The following is a 26191-nucleotide window of genomic DNA, read 5'->3' on the forward strand; positions in this document are numbered from 1 at the left end:
AACTCGTCGCCGCCGTCATCAACTCCCGCACCACGAACGTCGAGGAGTTCGAGCGGGCCCTCGACGGCCTGGTCCGGCACGCGCACCGGGACCGCACCATCCGTACGGTCAGGCCGCGGTGCCGGCCGGTACGGAGGCCAGGCCGTCCTCGAAGCTCTTGCGGAGCTGGGCGCGGCGGAGCTTGCCGATGCCGGTCTTGGGGATCTCGGACCGGTCGACGGGCAGCAGGTGCGGTACGTCGACGCCCAGCCGCTCGCGGACGCGCTCGCGGATCCGCTCCCCCTGCTCCCCGGTGATGCTGCCGGAGCGCGGGCTGAAGAAGACCGCGAGCTCCTCGGGACCGCCGGGCTCGGCGGTGACGAGGGAGGCGACGGTGTACGAGGGCTCGATGAAGTCGAGTTCCTCCACGGCGGCCTCGATCTCGTGGCCGTGGTAGGCGATCTCCCCGAGCTGGATGACGTCGTCGGTGCGGCCGGTGACGGTGAGGATGCCGTTCTCCACGTACGCCAGGTCGCCGGTCTTGAACCAGCCGTCGTCCGTGAAGGACTGCCGGTTCTGCACGGGGTTGTCGTAGTACCCGGCGGTGATGGTGGAACCGGTGACCTGGAGGCGGCCGGTGACGCCCCACGGCACGAGGGCGCCGTGCTCGTCGACGACCCGGATGCGGGTGCCGGGCTGCGGACGGCCGACGGGCACGTAGCGGTCGTCGCCGGCGGCGGCCTCGGTGAACTGGCAGTCGGCCACGCCGGCGGTGGTCTCGGACATGCCCCAGCCGGGGAACATCGCGGTGGCGGGCAGCCCGTAGGGGGCCAGCAGGTCAAGGAAGCGGCGGACGACGCCGGAGCGGACGGCCTCGCCGCCGTTCATGATGTAGCGCAGCGGGCTCAGGTCCCAGCCGCGGCCCTCGAAGCGGTCGGCCTGGTCGTTGACGAGCACGAAGGCGAAGTTCGGCGCCCAGGTGGTGTCGGCCCGGTGGGTGGAGACGGCGTCGAGCCAGCGCAGCGGGTCCTCGAGGACCCACTGGATCTTGGCGTGGACCTGGGCGGCGCCGAGGAAGACGTCGCGCGCGTGGAACATGATCAGTCCGCCGATGTGGTCCAGCGGCATCCAGTTGAAGGTGCGGGTGTTCGCGTCGAGCTTGTTCACGCGGGAGGTGGCGGCGCTGCGCGTGAGGATGTTGCGGTGGGTGAGGCTGACGGCCTTGGGCACGCCGGTGCTGCCGGAGGTGAGCAGCAGGACGGCCGGGTCCACGGCGTCCGGCTCGTGCCAGGCGAGGTCCGGCTCGTGGGCGGCGCGCAGGCCCGCGACGTCGCCCAGGTGGGCGGTGGTCCAGGCGGAGTCGGCGGTGACGCCGGGCGCGAGCTCCTGGCCGGTGCCGGTCAGCACGCGGGGGCGGCCGTAGCCGGCCCAGACGCGCTCCAGCAGGCCGGGGCCGTTGACCGCGTCGGCGCTGACGGGCAGCGGCAGGAACCCGCCGAGGACGCAGCCCCAGAAGCCGGCGAGGAGGTCGGCGTCGTCGTCGGACTGCAGGATGATCTTCTCGCCCGCGACGGCGCCGGCGGCGCGCAGTCCGGCCAGGACGCGCGAGGCGTCGTCGAGCAGCTCGGCGTAGCTCCGGTGGACCTCGGTGCCGTCGGCACGGATGTACGTCACGCCGCGGCCGTCGCTCTCGGCGACGGCGCGGACGAGGGCGGCGCCGAGGTGCGCGACGCCGGTTTCGGGGGCGGGCCCGCCGTCGAGCAGCGATATGCCGGTGCCGGTCATGCCTGGTTCTCCTCTTGCTGAGCGGTGTCGGACGCGGTGTCGGACGCGGTGCCCGACGCGGTGGCGGCGGGGGCGGCGGTCGCGGTGGCCACGATGACGAGCGGGCCCCGGCCGTGGAAGGGCGCGGGCTCCTTGCGGAAACCGCCGTACTCGGCCGTGATGGTCAGTCCCGCCGCGGCCAGCAGTTCGCGCACCTCGGGCCCGGTCAGGACGGCCTGGTCGAAGAAGTTGTCGTACATGGCGACCGTGCCGTCCGCGGTGCGGACCAGCAGGGTCTCCTCGTTGCGCCAGTTCGCGGCGTGCGCGTTGATGAACTGGCGGGCGAGGCGGGTGATGAGGACCCCGTCGCGGCGGTGGTGGCCGACGCTGTGGGGCTGGAAGGAGTCGACGAAGTTCAGCAGGTGGCCGAACTCCAGGACGACCTGCCCGCCGGGGTTCAGCAGCTCGCGCACGGAGCGCAGCACGGCCGGGAGCCGGCCGCGGTCCAGGTAGTTCAGCGTCATGAAGAGGCTGTACACGAGGTCGTAGCGCTCGTCGGTGCGGTACTCCTCGGCGCGGGCCTCCACGTAGGAGATGCCCTCGTCCCCGGCGGCGCGGGCGTACTCCAGGAACGCGGCGCTCTGGTCGACGCCGGTGCCGCGGTGGCCGCGCTCGCGCAGGGCGCGCAGGTTGGAGCCGGTGCCGCAGCCCAGGTCGAGCACGGTGCCCGCCTCGGGGAGCAGGGACGCGAGGAACTCCGTCTCGGCGTCGAGGTTGCGGAAGTCCTTCCGCATGATCTCGTAGTACTCACCGGGGAATTCGAAGCTCGTGCCGGTCAAATCCGTCATCCTCCTCGGATGTCAGTGCTCGTCGGTCGTCGGTGCTCGGCGGTGCGCGTCGGTGCTCGTCGGTCGCCGGTGCCCGGCCCGGACCGCGTCCCCTACGTGGGCACGGCCTCGCGCATGGTCCGGTAGCCGCGCGGGGTGAGCCCGTACCGGTCGCGGAAGAGCCGGCTGAAGTGCGAGGCCTGGTAGAGGCCGGAGCGTTCGCCGATCACCCCGACGGGCAGGTGTTCGAGCCGCGGGTCGCGCAGCTCCGACCGGCAGCGGGCGAGGCGTTCGTCGCGGATCCACCGGGCGGGGCTGGTCCCGTGCTCCTGGAAGATCCGCTGGAGGTAGCGCAGCGAGATGTTGTGGTGCTCGGCGACCGCCTGCGGGGTGAGGTCGGGGTCGGAGAGCCGTGCGCGGATGTACGCCTGGATGCCCAGCATCAGGTCGTGCCGGGCCACCTCGTCCTCGGCGGCGACGTGGCGCAGCCGGTCGGCGAGGACGGCCGCGGTCAGGCCCGCCACGGTGGCGCCGACCCGGTCCACGGCGGAGTGGATCTCGGTGCCGTGGTCGTGGAGCCCGGCGAGGAGCTGGGAGAGCAGGGCGCCGGCGCCCATCCGCCCGCACCAGCCGGTGGCGGTGAGCTTCGCGGTGTCCCCGGCCGACATGCCCAGGTGCCGGTGCGGCAGCTGGACCTCGACCAGGTGGAACGGCCGCGGCAGGAGCAGGCGGTACGGCCGGCTGGTGTCGCAGCAGATGATCTGCGGGCCGCTCGCCTGGCCTCGGCGCCCGTCCTGGTGGACGTGGATCTCGCCGGCCAGCGCCCGGAACACCCGCAGGGACTCGGCGGGGTCGGGGCGGATGTGGCGGCCGGGGCGGACGGCCTCGTGGGCCTCCCCGGTGACCAGGGAGATGGTGACGTCTCCGAACTCGCGGCGGACGGTGGTCCCGTACACGGACTCGCCGTGTGCTCGGATGACCCGCGCCGTCGTCCCCGCGGTGGGCGCGGCGGGCGGGGCGGGCGCGGCGAGCGGTGGACTGCGGTCCGGCACGGATGTGCTCGGCCCGCGAAGGGGCAGCATGTCCATCGTTCTCCTCGCTCCGGGAAGCGTCGTGTCATCGTGACAGGCAGGCCCATAAAAACATACCTGCATGCACGTACTCGACTAGCATCAGATGTTCCAATGCGCGAGGCCCCACCTCCGCTTTCGTGCGTAAACAGGCCATGAACAGGCGCATTTACGCAAGCCAGCGAGCAGGTCAGCCGGTACAGTTAAAGACGAGGACTGGCCGGACAACGCGGCTTCACGTGCGGTCATGGATGTAGTTTCCGAACGAGGGGTATCACGTGACGATCAAGGTCGGCATCAACGGATTCGGCCGCATCGGCCGCAGCTTCTTCCGCGCCGCCCTTCAGCGGGGCACCGGCCTGGAGGTGGTCGCCGTCAACGACCTCACCGACGCCGCGACGCTGGCCCACCTGCTCAAGTACGACAGCACGCTCGGCAAGCTCGGCCACGACGTCCGCGCGGTCGAGGGCAACCTCGTCATCGACGGGCGCACCATCCGCGTGACCGCCGAGCGCGACCCCGCCAAGCTCCCGTGGGGCGAGCTGGAGGTGGACGTGGTCATCGAGTCCACCGGCGTGTTCACCGACGCGCACAAGGCACGCGCCCATCTGGAGGCCGGTGCCCGCAAGGTCATCATCAGCGCGCCCTCGAAGAACGAGGACCTGACGATCGCCTTCGGCATCAACGACGACCTCTACGACCCGGCCGTGCACGACATCGTCTCCAACGCCTCGTGCACCACCAACTGCCTGGCCCCGCTGGCCAAGGTCATCGACGACGCGCTCGGCATCGAGCACGGCCTGATGACCACGGTCCACGCCTACACCGCGGACCAGAACCTCCAGGACGGTCCGCACAGCGACCTGCGCCGCGCCCGCTCGGCGGCGACGAACACCGTGCCGACCACCACCGGCGCCGCCAAGGCGATCGGCCTGGTCCTCCCCCAGCTCAAGGGCAAGCTCGACGGGTACGCGCTGCGCGTGCCGATCCCGACGGGCTCGGCCACCGACCTCACCGTCCGCGTCGGCCGCGCGACCACGGTCGAGGAGGTCAACGAGATCTTCGCGAAGGCCGCCGAAGGGCCCCTCGCGGGCATCCTCACCTACACCGACGAGCCGATCGTCTCCAGCGACATCGTCACCGACCCCGCGTCGTGCATCTTCGACTCGGGCCTGACCAAGGTGATCGGCGACGGCCGCCAGGTCAAGATCGTCGGCTGGTACGACAACGAGTGGGGCTTCTCCAACCGTGTCGTGGACACCGCCCTGCTGATCGGCGCCCGCTGACCGGCGCCCCGTAGACGGGCGCCCGCCGACGGCGACCCCGTCGGCCGCGGCGCCCGTCCCGACCGGAGGTTCCCGATTCCCGTGATCAAGACCCCCCATCACGAGGGTGAACAGGCCGTCCAGAAGCAGGCCGGCGAAGGCGGTCCCGGCTGGGGCTCGCCGATGTTCGACGACGTGATCCAGCCCGGCTTCGACCAGTACCTGATGCGCCAGCGCATGCTCTTCCTGGGCGGCGCCGACGCCACGGGCGCCATGTGGTCCTCGCTGGTCACGGGCGACCCCGGCTTCGCCCTGCCCACGAGCCGGCGCACGATCACGCTCTCCTCCCTGCCCGTCCCGGGCGATCCGCTGGCCGAAGCCTTCGCGGAGACGGCCGACATCGGGCTGCTCGCCCTCGAACCGCACACGACGACCCGGATCCGGATCAACGGCGTGGCGCGGCGCGAAGGGGACCAGCTGCACATCCGTACCGAGCAGGTGCTGGGCAACTGCCCCAAGTACCTCCAGGTACGGGTCCCGGTCGCGGACGGGCCCGCCTCGGCGGACCGGGAGACCCGCGACGGCGACGCGCTGACGCCCGAGCAGGAGAAGTGGATCACCGGGGCGGACACCTTCTTCATCGCCAGTCAGGCCGACGGCTACGGCGCGGACTCCTCGCACCGGGGCGGCGACCCCGGTTTCGTCACGGTGGCGGGACCGCGCAGGCTCGTATGGCCCGACTACTTCGGCAATTCCTTCTACATGACCTTGGGCAATCTGCAGCTCAACGAGAACTGCGGACTGCTCTTCCTGGACTGGGAGTCCGGCCACACCCTGCAACTCACGGGCAAGGCCCGGATCAACTGGGCCGAGGGGGACCGGGCGGACGTGCCCGGAGCCCTGCGGATGTGCGAGTTCGACATCGAGCGTGTGGTGCAGATCGACGGGGCGACCCGGCTGCGCTGGGCGTTCGGCGGTCCCTCGCCCTACAACCCGCCGGCACCGGCCCGGGGCTGAACCCCCGCAGCCCCGCGCCGTCCCCCTCCCCCGGTCCCCTGGTCACCGTCCGGCCGTGCCGCCTCCCCCGTCGGCGCGGCCGGACGGTGTTGTACCCCCGGCCCGGCACCCTCCCGGCACCCTCCCCGTTCCCAGGCCTCCACACGTAAGGATTGCGCCATGCCCGATGCCGGTCCGGACACGACCCTCCCCCGGCTGCGCGCCGACGTCTCGACGCTCCCCGCGTACGTGCCGGGACGCGCGGCCCGCGACGAGTTCGTCGACAAGCTCTCCTCGAACGAGAACCCCTACCCGCCGCTCCCCTCCGTGATCGCCGCGGTCGAGACCTGGCTGGGCCGGCTCAACCGCTACCCCGACCCCGGCGCGGCCGAGCTCATCGCGGAACTCTCCGCGCGCCTGGACGTGCCCGCCGACCACCTGGTGCTGGGCACCGGCTCGGTCGGCATCACGCAGCACCTGGTCGCCGCCGCCGCCGGCCCGGGCGACGAGGTCGTCTTCGCCTGGCGCTCGTTCGAGGCGTACCCGCTGCTGGCCTGGGCCGCCGGGGCCACCTCCGTCCAGGTCCCGCTGCGCGACGAGACCCACGACCTGGACGCCCTGGCCGACGCGGTCACCGACCGCACCCGCCTGATCTTCGTCTGCAACCCGAACAACCCCACCGGCACCGCCGTGCGCCGCGCCGAACTGGAACGCTTCCTCGACCGCGTCCCCTCCGACGTCCTGGTCGTCATCGACGAGGCCTACCGCGAGTTCGTCGACCCCGCCGAGGACGTCCCCGACGGCATCGACCTCTACCGGGACCGCCCCAACGTCGCCGTCCTGCGCACCTTCTCCAAGGCCTACGGACTGGCCGCGCTCCGCGTCGGCTACGCCGTGGCCCACCCCCGGGTCACGGCCGCCCTGCGCGCCTGCTCCGTCCCCCTCGGCGTGAGCGGCCCCGCCCAGGCCGCCGCCCTGGCCTCGCTGCGCGCCACGGAGGAACTCCGCGAGCGCGTGGCCGACCTGGTCGCGGAACGCGACCGCGTCAGCGCCGCGCTGCGCGCGGAGGGCTACGAAGTCCCCGACAGCCACGCCAACTTCGTCTGGCTGCGCCTGGGCTCCCGCACCTCCTACTTCGCGGACGCCTGCGAGGCGGCCGGCCTGATGGTCCGCCCCTTCGGCGACGAGGGCGTCCGCATCACCATCGGCTCCCCGGACGCCAACGACCGCCTCCTGAAAACGGCGTCCCACTGGGAGCAGTGACAAGGCCGGCCGACAGCAACAGGCTCAGCTGCCGATGACCCTCAGCCCGGCAGCCGGCCGGTCCCGCCCCGCCCCGATCGTCGGGGTCAGGCGGAAGACCGGACCGGGCCGACTCTGTCCACCTCGTCGAGCCACGGTCTGTGTGCGGTTCGGCGTCGACATCTCCCGCCAGGCCGTTCAGGCGGCGAACGCGGAGCACTTCGGCGATGCGGAGGAAGACACGGCCTGTCCCTTTCCTTGTGCAGCTGGACGTTGACCAGCGTGGGCACGTGTCGAGCTCAGCCACAGAAGGTGCGCCCAGTGCGGCCCGCACCCCGCATCCGGCGTACGGGTGCTACTCCGCACCACAGACGGCATCAGCCACTGTGCCGCTTGCCTCCCGCGCAACCCCACTCGGCCCGCCACCGGAAGGCCGACCGGAGCGAAGAAGCGAGCACCGGAGCGCAGCGCAGGGCGCAGCCCACCCGTGGAGTCCGCAAGGTGCCCACCGGCATCAGCTGTCTTATGGAAAAGAGGGCGGTTCCGAAAACCGTGCTCTGACCTGCGAGTTCGCCAAAGCCGATGTGTCAGGGCTGACACATCGGAAGACGAAGATGTGTCAGTGGGCAGCACACTCGACGAAATTTTCTCCCATTCGAGTGGGAGAAATGCGCGAATGCCCTGGTCAGCGAGGGGTGCGCCCACAATGCGTACGGGAAGCGTGTCGGTGCCGACACTCGAAAGTCATATCGGCTGGAAGATTTTGTCCCAGTGCACTGGGACAAACCACTAGGCTGCGTGACGACTTCCCCCGTACGTGAGGACGGAACCCACGCACATGGCACGCCCCCAGCCCATCCGCCGAGCGTCCGGCTCGCAGCTTTCCCTCATGCCTGTCTCCGCCACCGGCGAGGAGTTCAGGGAGACGCTGACCGAGAGGTTCGCGGAGCTCATCGAGAGGACGCCACCGCGGGGCCGACCGGTCCAGCAGGTGGACGTCAGTGTCCGGGTGACCCAGCGTGCCCCTCACGAGATGTACGGGACGGCCGGCTTCAGCGCCGTCAGCAACGAGTTCCTCAGCGACGTCCTCGCCGTCCTCATCGCCCAACACGGCATGTCGCCCATCCAGTCCGCCGTCCTGGTCTGGTGCATCGGCAAGCAGAAGGAGGGCTGGGTCAAGGCGACGCACAAGCTGATCGCCGAACGACTGGGGGTCGAGCGGGCCAACGTCACCCGGGCCGTCAGCCGCCTGGAGGAGTGGCACATGATCCAGAAGATCCGTCCCGGTGTCCTCTTCGTGAATCCCCTGATCGGCTTCATGGGCAACGGTGACCGTCAGCGGGAGATCCTGGCTAAGCTGCGGCAAGGGACGCCGGAGAACGCGTTTCCCCTGCTCAACGCTCCGCCCGCCCCACGAGGCGCGCAGTTGGCACTCGGTCAGGACCAGGAGGGGGAGGCATGCTGATCCAGGCGACCTTCGGTCACGGAATGCTCCACAGGCTGGAGCTCTCCCGCGGCGCCCAAGACCTTCTGAGCGCGCTGATCGATCTCCAGGAGCCCGGTGGCGAGGTCCGGATGTCCCAGCAGGAGCTCGCGGCTCGTGTGGGCCTCGGCAAGAACGCCGCTTCGACCGCGATGGCCTCACTGGTCGGCCGGCACCTCGTTCTGCGCCCGGAGCACAGCTACCGCACCTACATCCTGCATCCCTACATCGCGGGCTACGAGACCGTAGAAGCCCTCGCGACCGCGGTACGGGAAGCAGCCCGCAGCATCGCGAACGGCACCCTCGGCGAACCGTCGGCTCCCCGCTACGAAACCGCGCCCCCCAGGAGGCAGCACCGAGAACTCCGCGCTGTCAGCGGCGCGTAGCCCCCGGCCGCTCCTTCGGGTCACTGTTGAACTTCGCCGCCGACCGGAAGTAGCCGAGCTACAGCCGCACGGCCGTCAGCCGTACGGCCCTCAGCCGCGCAGGGTGGCGATGGCCTTCTCGATGCGCCGCAGGCGAGTGTCGGGCTTCTTCGCGCTCTCGATGGCGCGCACGTGCTCGCGCTTGCGGCTGTCCATGAGGTGGTCGTACGCGGCCCGGGCGGCCGGGTCCTCGTCCAGGGCCCGGGCGAAGTCCTCGGGCTCGGCCACGACGCGCGGCTCGGTGTCGAGTTCCAGTTCCACCTCGACCTCCTCGCCGATCTCGACGCCCGCGGCCTGCCGGTTGGCGTGGCTGAGGCCGATCAGGTGGCGGCCGCGCAGCAGGGCGAGCCGGCTCCGCCAGGAATGCCCGTTGACCGTGATCGTCACCGGCGGCCGCGCGCCCCCGCCGAGCGCTGCCACCACCTCGGGCGGGACTTCGAGGCCCCGCATGGGCTCGGGCGGCTCGACGTGGGACCGGAACTTCATGCGCTTCTCCTGTTCGTCCTGCTGGTCAAGGCCGTCCGGGGCGGGCCGCGGCTACTCCGCGTAGGGCTGGTCGGTTCCCTGGTCGCTGTAGCCGAGGCTCCAGATGTAGCCCTCCGGGTCGGCGAAGGTGCCGCCGTAGCCGCCCCACGGCAGGGCGCCGGCGGGCTTGAGGACCGTGGCACCGGCCTTCACGGCCTCCGCCATGATCTCGTCGACCCGCGTCTCGCTGCGGACGACGTAGGTCAGGACCAGCCCGCTGAAACCGCTGCCCTCGTGGTCCGTGCCCACCTGTCCGGCCAGGCCCTCGCGGCTGTAGAAGCCGACCGGCGAGGCGCCGTCCGACGCGAAGAACACCGAGATGCCGAAGTCGCTCTGGACTTTCCAGCCGAGCCCCTCGGTGTAGAACTGCTTGGCCCGGTCCATGTCCCGGACACCAAGAAGGATCGAGCTGACGTGCGCCTTCATGTCCTGCTCCTCGCGCTGTGAACGGATGCGGCGGTTGCGCTTGCCGTGACCATCACGCTAGGGCCTGGGGCGGGGCCGGCGCTTCTCGATTCCTGACCGGTTCACAGAGCTGCTCAGCGCAGCTGCTGGATGCGGACCAGGTTCCCCGCGGGGTCGCGGAACGCGCAGTCGCGGACCCCGTACGGCTGCTCGGTCGGCTCCTGGACGACCTCGGCGTCCCCGGCCCGCGCCTTCTCGAACGCGGCGTCGAGGTCCGGGGTGGCCAGCAGGATCCAGCCGTAGGTGCCCTTGGCCATCATCTCGGTGATCGTGCGGCGCTCGCCCTCGGTGATGCCGGGATCGGAGGCGGCCGGCGTCAGGAGGATCGACGTGCCCGGCTGACCGGGCGGCCCGACCGTGATCCAGCGCATCCTGCCCCGCCCGGCATCGCTGCGGACCTCGAAGCCGAGTACGTCCCGGTAGAAGGCGAGCGACGCGTCGGGGTCCTCGTGCGGAAGGGACGTCGTGTGAATGGTGATGTCCATGCCGAGAGGCTAGGGGGTGTCCTGCCCCGCACCACGAAAAGTTTCGCGGGGGCCGATGAGTTTCCCGGCGGGCCGCGGTCTTAGATGGTGCAAGGCGCGCCGCCCGAGGGCCCGCCACGAGATACCGAGGACCCGCGATGCGCACCCTGATCAGCTCCGCCCTCATCTCCCTGGACGGCGTCGTGGAGGCCCCCGGCGGCGAGCCCGGCTACCGGAACTCGGGCTGGACCTTCAAGCACGCGGAGTTCCTGCCCGAGGCGTTCGAGATCAAGGGCCGGGAGCAGAAGGAGGCCTCCGCGATGCTGCTGGGCCGCACCAGCTACGAGGCGTTCAGCCCGGTGTGGCCCGCGATGGAGGAGTTCGCCGACTACAAGGTGATGCCGAAGTACGTCGTCTCCACCACCCTCGCCGAGGACGCCCTGGTGCCGGACTGGGGCGACACGACGATCCTGCGCTCGCTCGACGAGGTCGCCGCGCTGAAGGAGACCGAGGGCGGCCCGATCATCGTGCACGGCAGTGCCACCCTGAACCGTGCGCTCTCCGACGCCGGCCTGATCGACCGTTACCACCTGCTCGTCTTCCCGCTGCTGCTCGGTGCGGGCAAGCGCCTCTTCAGCGCCGCGGACAAGGACGCGCAGAAGCTGAAGCTCGTCGAGCACGCGGCCTACGCCAACGGCCTGCAGCTGAACGTCTTCGACGTCGTCCGCTGACCCGCACGGCCCCGGACCCGGGAGCGGCGCCCCCACGGGGGCGCCGCTCCGCGCGGCTCAGCCGAACAGCCGGCGCAGCTCCTCGTGGAACCCGGGGAAGGTCTTGGCCACGCAGGCCGGGTCGTCGAGGGTGATGCCGGCGGCGCGCAGGCCCAGGACCGAGAAGGACATGGCGATGCGGTGGTCGCGCCGGCAGTCGATCGTCGCCGGGGCGGGGACGCCCGGGTGGACGGTGATGCGGTCCGGGCCCTCCTCCACCCGGATGCCGAGCGCGCGGAGGTTCTGCGCGACGGCGGCGATCCGGTCGGACTCCTTCAGCCGGGCGTGCGCGATGCCCGTGATGGTGATGGGGGCGTCCGCGAGCGGGGCGATCGCGGCCATCGTCATGAAGGTGTCGGAGATGTCGCCCATGTCGACGGTAAAGCCGCCGCGCAGCGCGCCGCCGCCCGTGACCTCGGTCCAGTCCGCGGTCCGGGTGACCTCGGCCCCGGCCTGCCGCAGCACCTCCACGAAGGCGGTGTCGCCCTGCAGGCTGCCGGAGCCCAGCGCCCGGACCCGTACGGTGCGCCCGGTGACGGCGGCCGCCGCGAAGAAGTAGGAGGCGGTCGAGGCGTCCGGCTCGATGTCGAGGTCGGCGGGGCGGTAGCCGCCCGGGTGGACCGTGATCGCGCTGCCCTCCTCCTCGACCCGCGCGCCGAACCGCCGCATCAGCGCCAGGGTCATGTCCACGTACGGACGGCTGACCAGCCGCGGCACGTCCACCGTGAGCGGCCCGCCCATCAGCGGGGCGGCCATCAGCAGCCCGGAGAGGTACTGGCTGCTGAGCCCGGAGTCCAGCTCGATGCGGCCGCCGGCCAGCCCCCGCGCGGTGAGCGTGAAGGGCAGCCCCGTACCGCGCACCTTCGCCCCGAGCCCGGTGAGCGCCTCCAGCAGCGGCCCCAGCGGGCGCGCCCGCAGCTGGTCGGAGCCGTCGAAGGCGATCTCCCCGCGCCCGGTCGCCGCGAAGGGCGGCAGGAAGCGCGCCGCGGTGCCGGCGTCGGCGCACCAGACCCGGCCGGGGCCGATCGGCCCGGTGCCGCGCCCGGTCACCTCCCAGACCTCGCCGGAGCCGTCGCCGTAGCCGGAGCCGTCCCCGTACCCGTAGCCGCTGTCGCCGATGTCGCGCACCCCGGTGCCCAGGTCCGTCAGCGCGGCCCGGAAGGCGAGGGTGTCGTCGCTGACCAGGGGCGCGCCGAGGCGGCTGCGGCCGGGGGCGGCGGCCGCGAGGAGCAGCGCCCGGTTGGTGATGCTCTTGGAGCCGGGGATCCGGGCTTCCAGTACGGCGGTGGCGGCGCTCATCGGACGGCGGCCTTTCTCTCGGACCTCTGCAGGGCCCGCTGCGCGCGCTCGACGCTCGCGCGGGCGGCCGCGGCGACCTTCGGCGCCGTCAGGCCGTGCAGTTCGTACAGGGATTGGTACGGAGCGGAGGCGCCGAAGGAGTCGATGCCCAGGGAGGTGCCGGCCGCGCCGACGAGAGCGTACCAACCGAGGCTGGACCCGGCCTCGACGGATACCCGGGCGGCCACCTCGGCGGGGAGCACCTCCTCGCGGTAGGCCTCCTCCTGCGCCTGGAACCACTCCAGGCAGGGCATGGACACGACGCGGGTGGCGAGGCCCCCTTCCTGGAGGATGCGGCGGGCGTCGAGCGCGATGGGCACCTCGCTGCCGGTGGCGATGAGGATGGCCTCGGGGCGGCCGCCGTCGGCCTCGGCCAGGACGTAGCCGCCGCGTGCGGCGCCCTCGGCGGGGGACAGCCCGCTCTCCTGGGTGCGCTCCAGCACGGGCAGGTTCTGCCGGGACAGGCACAGGCCCGCCGGGCGGTCGTCGTTCTCCAGGATGGTGCGCCAGGCGACGACGGTCTCGTTGGCGTCGGCGGGCCGGACCACGTCCAGGCCGGGGATGGCGCGCAGCGACCAGAGGTGTTCGACCGGCTGGTGGGTGGGACCGTCCTCGCCGAGCCCGATGGAGTCGTGCGTCCAGACGTAGGTGACGGGCAGTTTCATCATGGCCGCGAGACGGACCGCGGGGCGCATGTAGTCGGAGAACACGAGGAAGGTGCCGCCGTAGGGGCGGGTCCCGCCGTGCAGGGCGATGCCGTTGAGGATGGCGCCCATGGCGTGCTCGCGGATGCCGAAGTGCAGGGTGCGCCCGTACCGGTGGCCGGCGTAGGCCTCGGTCGCCAGCTCCTCGGGGACGAAGGAGGGCTCCCCCTTCATGGTGGTGAGGTTGGACTCGGCGAGGTCGGCGGAGCCGCCCCACAGTTCGGGCAGGACGGAGGCGAGCGCGTTCAGCACCTCCCCGGAGGCCTTGCGGGTGGCGATCTGGCCGCCGCCGGGGAAGACGGGCAGGCCGTCCTGCCAGCCTTCGGGCAGCCGGCGTTCGGAGAGCCGGTCGAAGAGCTCGGCGCGCGCGGGGTCGAGGGCGCGCCAGTCGGCGAGGGTCTTGTCCCACTGGCGGTGGGCTTCGGCCCCGCGGTCGGCGACCTTGCGGGCGTGGGCCAGGACCTCGGCGGGAACCTGGAAGGAGAGCGAGGGGTCGAGGCCCATCGCGGCCTTGGCGGCGGCGGCCTCCTCGGCGCCGAGGGCGGATCCGTGGATGCCGCCGGTGCCCCGCTTCTTCGGCGCGGGCCAGCCGATGATGGTGCGCAGCGATACGAGGGAGGGCCGGTCGGTGGTCTCCCGGGCGGTGACCAGCGCCCGGTGCAGGGCCGCCACGTCCTCGACGTAGTCGCCCGTGGCCGTCCAGTCGACCTCCTGCACGTGCCAGCCGTACGCCCGGTAGCGGGCGAGGGTGTCCTCGGAGTGCGCGATCCGCCGGTCGTCCTCGATGGAGATGCGGTTCTCGTCGTAGAGGACGACGAGGTTGCCCAGGCGCTGGTGCCCGGCCAGCGAGCTGGCCTCGTGGGCGACGCCCTCCTCCAGGTCCCCCTCGGAGGCGATGGCCCACACCGTGTGGTCGAAGGGGGAGGTGCCGGGGGCGGCCTCGGGGTCGAACAGTCCGCGCTCGCGGCGGGCCGCCATGGCCATGCCCACCGCGTTGGCGAGGCCCTGGCCGAGGGGGCCGGTGGTGGTCTCCACGCCCGGGGTGTGCCCGTACTCGGGGTGCGCGGGGGTCAGACTGCCCTCGGTGCGCAGGCCCTTGAGGTCGTCGAGGGTGAGCCCGTAGCCCGACAGGTAGAGCTGCGTGTACAGGGTCAGGCTGGCGTGGCCGCAGGAAAGCACGAACCGGTCGCGGCCGGCCCAGCCCGGGTCGGCCGGGTCATGGCGCAGCAGCCGCTGGAAGAGCAGGTAGGCGGCCGGTGCGAGGCTCATGGCGGTGCCGGGGTGTCCGTGTCCGGCCGCCTCGACCGCGTCGACGGTCAGCGCACGGGCGACCTCGACGGCCCGGCGGTCGGCGTCCCCCCAGAGCAGGGCGGGCACGGTGCCCTGCGGGGCGGTGGCGACGGTCATGACGGGCCTTCCTGTTCGGGGGATTCGGATACGGGTGTGCGTGCGGGTCCCGCGGGTCCCGCCACTTCTTCTCGTACGGGGCCTGCGGTGCGTTCGGCTGCTGCGCCCCCGCCGCCCCGCCCCGCGGGGCGGACCACTCCGCCGTGGCGGACCGCGCGGGCCCGCCGGACCGCGCGGGCACGGGCGTAGCGGACGGGGGCCCGCTTCACCGGGAGATCCGTTCGTAGGCGGCCCGGAGCAGGTCCTCGTCGGGGGCGGTGAACAGGGCGGGGCGGCCGATGGCGTCGAGCACGACGAACCGCAGCCGGTTGCCCCGGGTCTTCTTGTCGATGCCCATCGCCTCGCGCAGCGGGGCCCAGGCCCCGTCGTGCGCGGTGGGCAGCCCGGCGGCGCCGAGCAGGGAGCGGTGGCGTTCCGCGTCGGCGGCGGACAGCCGGCCGTCGAGCCGGGCGAGTTCGGCGGCGAAGACCATGCCGGCGGCCACCGCGTGGCCGTGCCGGACCCGGTAGCCGGCGACCCGCTCGATGGCGTGGCCCAGGGTGTGCCCGTAGTTGAGGTGTTCGCGGCGGCCGTCCTCCCGGAAGTCCTCGGTGACCACCTCCGCCTTGACGCGGATGGCGCGCTCCACGAGCTCGCGGGTGTGGACGGCGACGCCGGCCGGGTCCTCCTCGACGAGGCGCAGGATCTCCGGGTCGGCGATGAACCCGGCCTTGATGACCTCGGCGAGGCCGCTGACGTAGTCGGCGTGCGGCAGGGTGTCCAGCAGGTCCAGGTCGCACAGCACCCCGGCGGGCGGGTGGAAGGCGCCGACCAGGTTCTTGCCCTGGGGCAGGTTGACGGCGGTCTTCCCGCCGATGGCGGCGTCGACCATGCCGAGCAGCGTGGTCGGCACCAGGACCAGCCGTACGCCGCGCAGCCAGCCGGCGGCGGCGAACCCGGCGAGGTCGGTGGTGGCTCCGCCGCCGACGGCCACGACGGCGTCCGAGCGGGTGAACCCGGCATCGGCGAGGGCCCGCCACAGGCCCACCACCACGGTCATGTCCTTGCCGGCCTCGCCGTCGGGCACTTCGAGGGAGACCACGATGCGGCCCTCGTCGGTGAGCTCCCGCGCGATCCGCCGGGCCGTGGCCAGCACGGTCCGGGGGTACACGACGGCCACCCGCAGCGGTCCGGAGCCCAGGACGCGACCGGTCTCGCCGGTCAGCCCGCGCCCCACGACGGCCTCGTAGGGCCGTTCGCCCCCGATCGGGATCCTGGTGCTCCCGGTGAGGGCCGGCGTGTTCAGCGTCGGGGCGCTCACCGGACGGCCAGGTTCTCGACGTAACCCCGGTGGTTGCGGGCGGTTTCGGCGAGGGAGTCCCCGCCGAACTTCTCGAGCGCGGCGTGCGCGAGGACCAGCGCCGTCATGGCCTCGGCCACGACGGCCGCGGCGGGCACCGCGCAGACGTCGGAGCGCTGGTGGTGGGCGACGGCCGGCTCGCCGGTGGCGACGTCGATGGTGGCCAGGGCCCGCGGCACGGTGGCGATGGGCTTCATGGCGGCGCGCACGCGCAGCGGTTCTCCGGTGGTCATCCCGCCCTCGACCCCGCCGGAGCGGGCGGTGCGGCGGCGGACGGCGCCCTGCTCGTCCCGTTCGATCTCGTCGTGGGCGAGCGAGCCGGGGACCTTGGCGAGGCCGAAGCCGTCGCCGAACTCGACGCCCTTGATGGCCTGGATGCCCATGAGGGCGGCCGCCAGCCGGGAGTCGACGCGGCGGTCGCCGTGGACGTAGCTGCCCAGGCCCGGCGGAAGTCCGTACGCGAGCACCTCGACGACCCCGCCGAGGGTGTCGCCGTTCTCGTGGGCCCGGTCGACCTCGGCGACCATCGCGGCGGAGGCCTCCGGGTCCAGGCAGCGCACCGGGTCGGCGTCGACGCGTTCGGTGTCGCCGGGGCCCGGGACCACGCCCTCGGGTGCGGTGGCCGCGCCGAGGGAGACGACGTGGCTGACGATCGTGATCCCGTACGCCTGCTGCAGGAAGGCCCGGGCGACCTCGCCGACGGCGACCCGGGCGGCCGTCTCGCGGGCGCTGGCCCGCTCCAGGACGGGGCGGGCGTCGTCGAATCCGTACTTCTGCATCCCGGCGAGGTCGGCGTGGCCGGGGCGGGGGCGCGAGAGCGGGGCGTTGCGCGCCCGCCCGGCCAGCACCTCCGGGTCCACGCCGTCGGCGGCCATCACCGTCTGCCACTTGGGCCATTCGGTGTTGCCGACCTGGATCGACACCGGTCCGCCCTGGGTGAGTCCGTGGCGGACCCCGCCGAGGAAGGTCACCTCGTCCCGCTCGAAGGCCATCCGCGCGCCCCGGCCGTGGCCGAGGCGGCGCCGGGCGAGGGAGTCGGCGACAGCCTTGGTGGAGATCTCCACGCCGGCGGGCAGGCCTTCGAGGACGGCGGTGAGGGCGGGGCCGTGCGATTCGCCCGCGGTGAGCCATCGCAAAGTGCTCAAGGGTGATCCTCTGTCATGCGGCCCGGTGGGCCGGCGTGGTGGGCGGTCGGACCCGGCCGGTGGGGCGGCCGGATCCCCGTAGAGGGGGGAGGCGGAGGAGTCGTACGGGGATCTGCGGCGGGCGCGGTGTCACACGCCGACGGCCACCGGCGCGGCCTCGATCGGCCCCATCCGCTGGACCCGCCAGCCCGCGCCCATCAGGCCCTGGGCCATGGTGACGGCGGTGCCGCGGGCGACCATCAGCTCGACCAGGCCGCTCTCGTCGCCGGGCGAGTGGTCGATGGTCATGTCCTCGATGTTGACGCCGAGTTCGGCGGCGGTCGCCAGGAGCCGGGCGAGTTCGCCGGGCTGGTCCCCGATGAGGACGCGGACCGGCGCGCAGGCGGGCACCGGGTGCCCGTGCTTGCCGGGGATGCGGTCGCGGCCGCTGATGCCGCGGCCGAGGAGGTCGGCCAGGAGCGTGGTGCCCTGGGCGCGTTCGTCGGCGTCGTCGGTGGCCAGGCCCCGCAGGGCGGCCACGGTGACCTGGAGGTCTTCGGCGAGTTCGGTCAGCACGTCGGCGACGGCGGTGGCGTTGGACTCCAGGATGTCGCTCCACAGCCGGGGGTCGCCCCCGGCGATCCGGGTCACGTCGCGCAGTCCCTGCCCTGCCAGCCGGCAGGCGTCCTCCGGGAGGTGCTGGAGGCGGGCGGCCATCAGCGAGGCCACCACGTGGGGGGTGTGGGAGACGCGGGCCACGGCCCGGTCGTGGACGTCGCTGTCCATGACCACGGGCACGGCCCCGCACAGGGAGACCATCATGAGCGCCATGTTGAGCGCGTCGCGGCTGGTGTGGGCCGTGGGGGTCAGCACCCAGGAACGGCCCTCGAAGAGGGTGGCGCAGGCGGCGAGCGGGCCGGAGCGTTCCCGGCCGGCCATGGGGTGTCCGCCGATGAAGGTGACGGGGTCGGCGCCGGCGGCGAGGACCCCGATCTCCGGTTCGGTCTTGACGCTGGCGACGTCGGTGTACGAGCGGGCCAGGCCCAGCCTCTGCTGGGCGGCGAGCACGGTGCCGACCTGGGCCGGCGGGACGGCCAGTACGGCCAGGTCCACGGTGGTCTTCGGGGCGCCGACGGTGCCGGCGCCGAGCGAGGCGGCGGTGCGGGCGGCCGAATCGTTCTCGTCGATGAGGTGGACGGCCACCCCGCGGCGGGACAGGGCCAGTGCGATGGAGGTTCCGATGAGGCCCGTCCCCACCACCGCGGCGGAGCGGATCATCTGGGATCCCCGGCGGTGACCAGGTCCCGGCGCAGGGCGGCCGCACCGCCCAGGTAGACGTGCTTGATCTCGCGCTTGGACAGTTCCGTCTCGGCGTACGCGAGGATCCGCACGACCCGGGGCAGGGCCCCGGCGATGTCCAGTTCCTGCGCGCACATCATCGGCACGTCGGTCACGCCCAGTTCGCGGGCGGCGACCGCCGGGAACTCGCTGACCAGGTCGGGGGTCGCCGTGAAGAACAGGCTGACCAGTTCCTCCTGGTCGAGCCCGTTGGCGGCGAGCATCTCCTGGAACAGCGTTCGGACCCCGTCCAGCAGGTGGCCCCGCTCGTCGACTTCCAGCTGGATGGCACCGCGCAGGGCACGCACGGACATGGGCTTCTCCCTTTTTGCTTCAGGACGGTACGTCGATCGGTCGCTCGCTCGATCGGTCGCTCGGTCGGTCGGTCGCTCGGTCGCTCGATCGGCCTCTCGGGATCAGGCGGCGGCCGGTACGGCTTCGCGGCGGGCCGCGCCGGCGGCCTGGCGGTCGCGGTACAGCTCGGCGACGCGGAAGGCCAGGTCCAGCGACTGCTTGCGGTTCAGGCGCGGGTCGCACGCCGACTCGTAGCGCTGCCCGAGGTCGGTGAGCCGGACCTCGGCGCCGCCTCCGACGCATTCGGTGACGTCGTCGCCGGTCAGCTCGATGTGGATGCCGCCGGGGTGGGTGCCGAGCGCGCGGTGGACCTCGAAGAAGCCGGTGACCTCGTCGAGCACGTCGTCGAAGTGCCGGGTCTTGTGGCCGCTGGGCGCCTCGAAGGTGTTGCCGTGCATCGGGTCGCAGATCCACGCGGGGCGCGCGCCCTCGGCGGTGACCTTGCCGATCAGCTCGGGGAGGATCTCGCGGATGTTGCGGGCGCCCATCCGGGTGATGAAGGTGAGGCGGCCGGGCTCGCGCTCCGGGTCCAGCTTGTCGATGAGGCGCAGGGCCTCGTCGGCGGAGGTCGTGGGGCCGAGCTTGACTCCGATGGGGTTCTGCACCGTGGAGGCGAACTCGACGTGGGCGCCGTCGAGCTGGCGGGTGCGCTCGCCGATCCAGATCATGTGGCCGGAGACGTCGTACAGCCGGCCGGTACGGGCGTCGACGCGGGTGAGCGCGGCCTCGTAGTCCAGGAGCAGCGCCTCGTGGCTGGCGAAGATCTCCGAGGAGTGGACGGCGGCCGGGTCGGCGCCGCAGGCGGCGAGGAAGGTCAGGGCGTCGTCGATGTCCCCGGCGAGGCGCTCGTAGCGCTCACCGACCGGGGAGGCGGCGACGAAGTCGCGGTTCCACTCGTGGACCTGGCGCAGGTCGGCGTACCCGCCGGTGGTGAAGGCCCGTACGAGGTTCAGGGTGGCGGCGGAGGAGTGGTACATCCGCTTGAGGCGCTCCGGGTCCGGGGTGCGGGACTCGGGCGTGAAGGCGAGGCCGTTGACGGAGTCGCCGCGGTAGACGGGCAGTTCGACGCCGTCGCGGATCTCGGTGGGCTTGGAGCGGGGCTTGGAGTACTGCCCGGCGATCCGGCCGATCTTCACCACGGGCACGGAACTCGCGTAGGTGAGGACGGCGGCCATCTGGAGCAGGGTCCGCACCTTGTCGCGTACCTGGTCGGAGCTGACGGCGTCGAAGGTCTCGGCGCAGTCCCCGCCCTGCAGGACGAAGGCCTCGCCCCGGGCGACGTCGGCGAGCCGGTCGCGCAGCCGGTCGCACTCGCCGGCGAAGACCAGGGGCGGGAAGGAGGCGAGGTCGTCGAGCGCGGAGCGCAGGGCGACCGGGTCGGGGTAGGACGGCTGCTGGGCGGCGGGCAGCAGCCGCCAGGAGTCGACGGCCGTGGCGTGCGTGGCGAGGGTCATGGTGGCTGTGCCTCGATCGGTTTCGGTGGGAAAGGGAAGAGGTGTGGGCCTGTCGCCGCCCGGGATGGCGGCCCCGGGTGCCGGGGGTCCGTACGGTGGTGCGGCCGTACGGACCCCCGGAGGGCAATCCGTTGCAGGAGCCTGTCTCGCCTGGTGCCTAGACCGGCTCGTGGACCTCGGAGGTCCGGGCCGGGGACGCCTGGTCCGCCGGCTCCTGGGCCCCGGCGTCCTCGCCGGCGGCCTTGTGGCCCTTGGTCAGGCCGAAGAAGAGCAGACCGCCGACGCCGAGCACGGCGATGACGATGCCCATCGGAACCGCGCTGTCCTCGCCGGCGAGGCCGACGAGCGGGACCACGGCCGCACCGATCAGGTGCTGGGACAGGCCCAGCAGCGCGGCGGCAGAACCGGCCACGTCGCCGTGGTCCTGGAGGGCCAGGGCGAAGGAGTTCGGCAGGACGAGGCCGACGCTGGAGACGACCAGGAAGAGCGCCACGAGCAGCGGGGCCAGACCGGCGTCGGTGAGGACGACGGCCAGCAGCCCGAGGCCGCCGACCGCGGAGACGGCCAGACCGGTGGCGAGCAGGGCGCGCGGGCCGGTCTTGTGCACGATGCGGCCGCTGACCTGCGCGGCGATGACCAGGCCGAGGGCGTTGACGCCGAAGACGACGCTGTAGCCCTGCGGGGACATCCCGTGGATGGACTGGAGCACGAAGGTCGAGCCGGAGATGTACGCGAACATCGCGGCGAAGGCGAAGCCGCAGGCCAGGTTGTAGCCGACGAACACCTTGTCACCGAGCAGCCGGCGGAAGATCGGGCCGGTGGCCTTGAGGCCGCCGCGCACGCGCCGTTCGGCGGGGTGCGTCTCGGGCAGGGCGCCGGCGACGCCGAGGAGCATCAGCGCGCCGATGATGGCGAGGGCGACGAAGATGCCCTTCCACGAGGTGACGAGCATCAGCTGGCCGCCGAGGATCGGGGCCAGGATCGGCGCGATGCCGGTGATGAGCATCAGCATCGCGAAGAACCGGGCCGCGGCGGGCCCGGTGTGCCGGTCGCGCACGACCGCGGAGGCGATGACGATGCCGGTGGCGCCGCCGAGACCCTGGAGGGCGCGCAGCCCGACCAGCGTCCAGATGTTGGGGGCGAAGGCGCACAGCAGGGCGGTGACGGCGAACAGCGCCAGACCGGCGATGAGCGGACGGCGGCGGCCGAGCGCGTCACTGACCGGTCCGGCGATGAGCTGGCCGATGCCGAGGCCGAGCAGGCAGGCGGTGAGGCTGAGCTGGGCCGCCGAGGCGCTGGTGTTCAGGTCCTCGGCGATCTGCGGAAGGCCCGGCATGTAGGCGTCGTTGGCCAGGGGGCCGAGAGCGGTGAGTGCACCGAGGATGATGGCGAACCGGACGATGCCGGCGCTCTTCGGTGTGGCGGATGAAGTCATGTTTCTGATCCCCTCCGGGGGACGCGGAATCAGTAGGCGACGGTGATGCGGGCCTGGATCGCGTCGCCGCGCTCCAGTTCGTCCGCGAAGGCGACCGCGTAGTCAGCGATGCTGATCTGGCTCTTGCCTTCGGCGTCCACCAGGAGCTGCTCACCGCCGACGCGATAGGTCCCGGTCCGCGGACCGGGCTCGATCTGGGCGGCCGGGGAGATGAACGTCCAGTCCAGGGAGCCTGCCTGGCGGTAGAGGGCGAGCGCCTCGCTCTGGGCGAGGGCGTTCTGCTTCCACATGGCCGGGAAGTTCGGGTTGTCGATGACCTTGACGCCCGGGGAGACCTCCAGGCTGCCGGCGCCGCCGAGGACCACGACACGGCGTACGCCGCTGCGGGTGAGGCCCTCGATCAGCGCGTTGGCCGCACCGACGATGATCTTGTGGTCGTCGTCGACGCCGAGCTTGGGGCCGACGGCCGAGGCCACGGCGTCGTAGCCCGCCGCGGACAGTTCGGCCACGGTGTCCGCGCTGGTGGCGTCACCGGCGATCACCTTCAGGCCTTCGTGGCTGTTGCCCGCGATCTCGCCGGTGCGGGTCACGCCGGTGACGGAGTGCCCGCGGGAGAGCAGTTCGCCGGCGATGGCACTGCCGATGTGCCCGCTGGCTCCGAAAAGCAGGATGTTCATGGTGGTGCCTCTTCTTCCTCGGTGATTCTTCGGGGGTGGTGCCGGACGAGGAGACGTACCGCGGGCTAGTCCTCTTCGAGGAAGTCGGGCTGCTCGCGGATGATCTCGTCCCAGAGCAGCTGGAAGCTGAACCAGCCCAGCTGCTCGTTGCCGAAGCCGTCCCCAGCGGCGACGGCCTGCTCATGGGTGAAGCTCTTGGGCGTGCCCGCGGCCCTGGCGAGCAGCTGCACCTGGGCGCAGCTGTCGTAGGTGAAGAACCAGTGCACGGCCTCGTCGAGCGATCCGCCGACGGTTATCAGGCCGTGGTGGCGCAGCAGGATCGCGCGGTTGTCGCCCAGCTTCTCCGCGATGTCGCGGCCGAGTTCGGCCGAGACGGAGGGGCCCTCGTACTCCTCGTAGAGGACCTGGCGGTTGTAGAAGGCCGCCGATTCCTGGTCGATGGGGTCCAGCAGGCGGCCCAGGGCGCCCAGCGCGCGGGAGTGCGCGGTGTGGCCGTGGGCGGCCGCCGTGGCACCCGGCTGCATCTCGTGGATGGCCGAATGGATGACGAACGCACTGGGGTTGACCCGGTGCTTACCCTCTACGACATTGCCCGCCGAGTCCACGCAGATAAGGTCGGCGACGCGGACCAGGTTGAAGGAGACACCGAAGGGGTTCACCCAGAACCGGTCCTCGTGCTCCGGGTCGCGGACCGAGATGTGGCCCGAGATGCCCTCACCGAAGCCGTACTTGCCGAACAGCCTCAGCGCGGCGGCGAGCCGCTGCTTGCGGTGGCGGCGCGTCTCCTCGTGGGTGGCGAAGACCGGCTCGCTCGGGATCGGCAGGCCGGTGTGCGTGTCCGCCAGGTAGGCGGGCCGGTCGGTCTCGGTGACGCTCATGCTCGGGGGTCCTCATCTCCGGAATCTCCGGGTCGTTTTCCGGTGTCGGCAGGGGTACGGGTGCGGGCGGCGGCCCGGCCGCGAGCGGGGCGGGCCCCGCCGGCGGCTAGACCGTGAGCAGGACGTCCTCGTTCTCCTGGGTCGCGGCCGTGACGGTCTCGGCGTGCTGCAGGATCGCGCCGACGATGTCCTGGCTGCGGTCGACCAGGGAGGGGATTCCGAAGGTGAAGAAGAGCGAGCCGGCGGCGATGTTCCCGAGCCCGTACAGGCGCGGGTCGGGCCGGCCGTTGGTGGTCAGCTGGCTGGTCGGACGCGCTATGTGCAGGCCGCCGTGGGGGTGCCGGCTGGCGACGCGGCTGCGCATGAGCGAGGTGACCAGGGGCGCGGCGCTGGTGGGGATGCGCCCCTCGGAGGCGTTGACCGCGCTGATGACGCGGTCGGCCGTGAAGTCGTGTCCCTCGGCGGTGACGACGTCGAAGCCGGCCTCGGGGTTCGGGGTGATGTTCTGCAGGCCGGCGACGATCTCCAGCTTGTCCGCCTCGACGAGGTCGAGGAGGACTCCGGCGCTGCCGGGCGGCATGGGGCAGCACAGGCTCATGATCGTGCGGTAGTGGGCGCGCAGCAGCTGGACCTTGTCCTGTTCGCGCAGCATCGGCCAGACGTCGGGGCCGGTCTCGGGGACGGCTCGCTGCAGGATGCGCAGGCCCATGTGGGGGGAGTCGACCTCTTCGATCTGCCGGCGCAGCCGGTCGACCGGGTCCTCCAGGTCGACTCGGATGATCTCCGAGACCACGGCGTCGAGGTCGGCGCCCACGTCGCGGAACTCGGCCCGCATGATGGTGGCGATGTCCTCGAGGGTGACCTCGGGGTGGATCGCGGCCAGCTCCTCCATCCGGTGCGGGGTGAAGTGCCGCAGCTCGAAGGGGACCGCCTTCTGCCGTACGCCGGGCAGGACACCGCGCCGGGACAGCAGGCTGATCTTGCCCTGGTGGCCCTGCGCGGCCAGCGACAGGATGATGTCGATGGCGGTCAGGCCGCTGCCGATGATCGCGACGTGCTCCCGCTCGCCCACGTCGGCCAGCTTGTTGACGATCGGGTACGGGTCGCCGACGAAGCCGGGGGTGTCGCCCAGACCGTAGACGTCCTTGGGGCTGTCGCCGCCGACGCACAGGATGGCGTAGTCGAAGGCGCGGGCCCGGCCGTTGCCGGTGCGCAGCAGCACCCGGTTGGCGGCGCGGCTCGCGGAGGTGACCCCCTCGCCGACGAGGTCGACCCGCCAGCCCTGGCGGCGCAGTTCACCGAGCGCGGCGTAGGCCGTCTGCTCCAGGTACTCGCCGTACACGGTGCGGGGGGCGAAGCGGCTCCCCGACCAGCGGTCGACTCCGGTGCGGACCCCTATGACCTTGTCCCGCGTCTCCAGCCAGTGCTCGAAGTGCTGGAGGTCGCCGGCGCGCACGGACATGTCGTCGGGGGTCGCGTTGACCTTGAGGGTCTCGGTGTCGACCTGGTAGGCACGCCCCCGCCACAGGTGCGGTGACGGTTCGAAGACCGTGAGGCTGCCCGGTTCGCTTTGTGTTCGCGACAACGCGTCGATCAAGCAGACTGCAGCCGCGCCTCCTCCGACGATACCGATCGAGAATCCACGGGACATGTGTCAGTCACCTATCAATTCGTGGAAGGCGCGGGGTCGTCGTGCGCCGGCCTTGCTGTCCGCGATCACGGTGGCCCTTTCCTCGCCTACTCCGGGGATTCAGTGGGAGCCGCCGGCCACCCCCGGTGCGGCGGGGGTGGAACCGGTCGGCCAATGGCTTGGGTCTTGGGGACTCAGGCGGCGGATTTCTTGAAGTTCTTCATCGAGACGGTGTAGTCCCCGCGGTTGGCGCGGTAGTCGATGCAGTACTCCTGCGGGTACCAGCCCGCGATCTGCCACTGCTGCGGCTGCTTGATGGGCCAGCAGCGGCTCGGGTTGACCCCGTTGGCTATGCCCTCGAACCAGGCCTTCGTGATCATCGGCTCGAGGAAGCTGATCTTGGCGTCGTAGGCGCCGTAGATGAAGGTCTGGGTGAAGGCGGTGGAGTGCCACTCGGGCGAGTTCATGTCGACCAGGTGGTTGCCCATGGCCGCCTCGGCCACGTTGTTGTTCACGTAGTCCGCCGGCAGGTACTGCGGGGGGATCGGCTCGATGGCCGTCGCGTAGTCGTCGCAGTTGATCGCCAGGCCGCAGGGGCCGCTGCGGATCGCGTCGCGCTCAGCCTTGGACTGCGTGTAGAAGTGGAAGTCGAAGTGCGGGGTGTCGTAGATGTGCTCCGGCCCGTGGCCCATCGGGTTGTAGTTCAGCAGGGCCCACTTGAGCGGCATCCCGGGCAGCGAGGTCAGCTGCGAGGGGAGCTCCAGCGGCCGCTCGTGGCCGCCGACGCACTCCGTGTGCTCGTTGACCGTGCCGTTGCCGTCCATGTCGTAGCAGTGGTGGCCGTCGGTCATGGTCGTCGGCAGGCCGGTCAGCGTGTTCTTGGGGAAGACGAAGCCGACGGTCTGCGGGGTGGTGCCGTTGATCTGCGCGTACGTGCGCACCGTGCCGTTGCCGAGCGGGCTCGGGGCGCCGTACGAGGCACAGGGCCCCGGGTAGGACAGCGTCTCGGTGAGCAGCACCTGCGCGGCCCACGGCGCGACCGCGACGGTCCGCTCGCGGGTCGGGGCGTCCCGCGTCACCAGGCAGACGCTCACCGTGCCGGACGCACGCGCCGCGGCCTCCGCGGTGGTGTCCGTGGCCTGGGCCGGGTCACCGGGCAGGACCAGCAGGGTCAGGGCCGATATGGCCAGGGCCGCTCCGAGGGACACCCGCCAGCTCAACAGCTTCTTCGCGCGCAC

24 protein-coding genes are annotated in these 26191 nt (G+C 72.2%); 6 read left to right on the forward strand and 18 right to left on the reverse strand.

The features are described from left to right. Window positions 1-108: 108 nt before the first annotated feature. From ACWCP2_RS29270 to ACWCP2_RS29280, 3 genes are all read right to left on the reverse strand, one after another. On the reverse strand, window positions 109-1764 hold the full coding sequence (locus tag ACWCP2_RS29270) for an AMP-binding protein (protein ID WP_450911566.1): 1656 nt from the start codon (window positions 1762-1764) through the stop codon (window positions 109-111). Then, window positions 1761-2591 carry a class I SAM-dependent methyltransferase gene (locus ACWCP2_RS29275; protein WP_450911567.1) on the reverse strand — a complete coding sequence of 277 codons (831 nt, stop codon included), beginning with the start codon at window positions 2589-2591 and terminating at the stop codon, window positions 1761-1763. Before ACWCP2_RS29275 ends, ACWCP2_RS29270 begins: the two co-directional genes overlap by 4 nt. Before the next feature lie 92 nt (window positions 2592-2683). Then, window positions 2684-3652, reverse strand: coding sequence for a helix-turn-helix domain-containing protein (locus ACWCP2_RS29280; protein ID WP_450911568.1), 969 nt, complete (start codon window positions 3650-3652; stop codon window positions 2684-2686). Window positions 3653-3918: 266 nt separating this feature from the next. Between ACWCP2_RS29280 and gap the strand changes: the two genes are divergently transcribed. The 5 genes from gap (at window position 3919) to ACWCP2_RS29305 (ending at window position 9012) form a co-directional block, all read left to right on the forward strand. Then, a complete protein-coding gene (gene gap / locus ACWCP2_RS29285; RefSeq protein WP_450911569.1) occupies window positions 3919-4926 on the forward strand; it encodes a type I glyceraldehyde-3-phosphate dehydrogenase in 1008 nt (335 codons plus the stop codon). A gap of 81 nt (window positions 4927-5007) precedes the next feature. Beyond that, the gene (locus tag ACWCP2_RS29290; protein WP_450911570.1) at window positions 5008-5922 is read left to right on the forward strand and encodes a pyridoxamine 5'-phosphate oxidase family protein; all 915 of its coding nucleotides are present in this window, start codon (window positions 5008-5010) and stop codon (window positions 5920-5922) included. Window positions 5923-6081: 159 nt separating this feature from the next. Beyond that, entirely contained in the window at window positions 6082-7164 is a 1083-nt protein-coding gene (hisC, locus tag ACWCP2_RS29295; protein WP_450911571.1) for a histidinol-phosphate transaminase, read from the forward strand. An 868-nt stretch (window positions 7165-8032) separates the two neighbouring features. After that, the gene (locus ACWCP2_RS29300; protein WP_450911572.1) at window positions 8033-8608 is read left to right on the forward strand and encodes a replication/maintenance protein RepL; all 576 of its coding nucleotides are present in this window, start codon (window positions 8033-8035) and stop codon (window positions 8606-8608) included. Continuing rightward, a complete protein-coding gene (locus ACWCP2_RS29305) occupies window positions 8602-9012 on the forward strand; it encodes a hypothetical protein (RefSeq protein WP_450911573.1) in 411 nt (136 codons plus the stop codon). The genes ACWCP2_RS29300 and ACWCP2_RS29305 overlap by 7 nt, the downstream gene beginning before the upstream one ends. A 90-nt stretch (window positions 9013-9102) precedes the next feature. Here ACWCP2_RS29305 and ACWCP2_RS29310 read toward each other — a convergent pair whose 3' ends face one another. The 3 genes from ACWCP2_RS29310 to ACWCP2_RS29320 form a co-directional block, all read right to left on the reverse strand. Next, entirely contained in the window at window positions 9103-9537 is a 435-nt protein-coding gene (locus tag ACWCP2_RS29310) for a YdeI/OmpD-associated family protein (RefSeq protein ID WP_450911574.1), read from the reverse strand. Window positions 9538-9588: 51 nt separating this feature from the next. Next, window positions 9589-10002, reverse strand: coding sequence for a VOC family protein (locus tag ACWCP2_RS29315; RefSeq protein ID WP_450911575.1), 414 nt, complete (start codon window positions 10000-10002; stop codon window positions 9589-9591). Window positions 10003-10115: 113 nt separating this feature from the next. Further along, window positions 10116-10526 carry a VOC family protein gene (locus ACWCP2_RS29320; RefSeq protein ID WP_450911576.1) on the reverse strand — a complete coding sequence of 137 codons (411 nt, stop codon included), beginning with the start codon at window positions 10524-10526 and terminating at the stop codon, window positions 10116-10118. Between the two features lie 137 nt (window positions 10527-10663). Here ACWCP2_RS29320 and ACWCP2_RS29325 point away from each other — a divergent pair, with 137 nt between their 5' ends. Continuing rightward, window positions 10664-11236: a dihydrofolate reductase family protein gene (locus ACWCP2_RS29325; RefSeq protein WP_450911577.1), complete on the forward strand. Its 573-nt coding sequence runs from the start codon at window positions 10664-10666 to the stop codon at window positions 11234-11236. Between the two features lie 57 nt (window positions 11237-11293). Here the strand turns inward: ACWCP2_RS29325 and aroA are convergent, their stop codons facing one another. The 12 genes from aroA to ACWCP2_RS29385 form a co-directional block, all read right to left on the reverse strand. After that, complete coding sequence (gene aroA, locus ACWCP2_RS29330; RefSeq protein ID WP_450911578.1) at window positions 11294-12574, reverse strand: 3-phosphoshikimate 1-carboxyvinyltransferase; 1281 nt, start codon at window positions 12572-12574, stop codon at window positions 11294-11296. Continuing rightward, window positions 12571-14724 carry a transketolase gene (tkt, locus tag ACWCP2_RS29335; RefSeq protein WP_450911579.1) on the reverse strand — a complete coding sequence of 718 codons (2154 nt, stop codon included), beginning with the start codon at window positions 14722-14724 and terminating at the stop codon, window positions 12571-12573. Before tkt ends, aroA begins: the two co-directional genes overlap by 4 nt. 205 nt (window positions 14725-14929) lie before the next feature. Further along, the gene (aroB, locus tag ACWCP2_RS29340; RefSeq protein ID WP_450911580.1) at window positions 14930-16024 is read right to left on the reverse strand and encodes a 3-dehydroquinate synthase; all 1095 of its coding nucleotides are present in this window, start codon (window positions 16022-16024) and stop codon (window positions 14930-14932) included. Continuing rightward, window positions 16021-17208 carry a chorismate synthase gene (aroC, locus tag ACWCP2_RS29345; protein ID WP_450911581.1) on the reverse strand — a complete coding sequence of 396 codons (1188 nt, stop codon included), beginning with the start codon at window positions 17206-17208 and terminating at the stop codon, window positions 16021-16023. The genes aroB and aroC overlap by 4 nt, the downstream gene beginning before the upstream one ends. A gap of 129 nt (window positions 17209-17337) precedes the next feature. Beyond that, window positions 17338-18462, reverse strand: coding sequence for a prephenate dehydrogenase (locus ACWCP2_RS29350; RefSeq protein ID WP_450911616.1), 1125 nt, complete (start codon window positions 18460-18462; stop codon window positions 17338-17340). After that, the gene (gene aroH, locus ACWCP2_RS29355; protein WP_389694244.1) at window positions 18462-18839 is read right to left on the reverse strand and encodes a chorismate mutase; all 378 of its coding nucleotides are present in this window, start codon (window positions 18837-18839) and stop codon (window positions 18462-18464) included. The genes ACWCP2_RS29350 and aroH overlap by 1 nt, the downstream gene beginning before the upstream one ends. 102 nt (window positions 18840-18941) lie before the next feature. Beyond that, complete coding sequence (locus tag ACWCP2_RS29360) at window positions 18942-20333, reverse strand: class II 3-deoxy-7-phosphoheptulonate synthase (RefSeq protein WP_450911582.1); 1392 nt, start codon at window positions 20331-20333, stop codon at window positions 18942-18944. A gap of 157 nt (window positions 20334-20490) precedes the next feature. Beyond that, window positions 20491-21768, reverse strand: coding sequence for a multidrug effflux MFS transporter (locus ACWCP2_RS29365; RefSeq protein WP_450911583.1), 1278 nt, complete (start codon window positions 21766-21768; stop codon window positions 20491-20493). A gap of 29 nt (window positions 21769-21797) precedes the next feature. Further along, entirely contained in the window at window positions 21798-22445 is a 648-nt protein-coding gene (locus ACWCP2_RS29370) for an NAD(P)-dependent oxidoreductase (RefSeq protein WP_450911584.1), read from the reverse strand. Between the two features lie 65 nt (window positions 22446-22510). After that, the gene (locus ACWCP2_RS29375) at window positions 22511-23323 is read right to left on the reverse strand and encodes a class II aldolase/adducin family protein (protein WP_214948962.1); all 813 of its coding nucleotides are present in this window, start codon (window positions 23321-23323) and stop codon (window positions 22511-22513) included. Between the two features lie 106 nt (window positions 23324-23429). Next, window positions 23430-24974, reverse strand: coding sequence for an FAD/NAD(P)-binding protein (locus tag ACWCP2_RS29380; protein WP_389694234.1), 1545 nt, complete (start codon window positions 24972-24974; stop codon window positions 23430-23432). A 173-nt stretch (window positions 24975-25147) separates the two neighbouring features. Then, window positions 25148-26191, reverse strand: coding sequence for a hypothetical protein (locus tag ACWCP2_RS29385; RefSeq protein WP_450911585.1), 1044 nt, complete (start codon window positions 26189-26191; stop codon window positions 25148-25150).

The organism is Streptomyces sp. NPDC002104 (assembly GCF_053593795.1).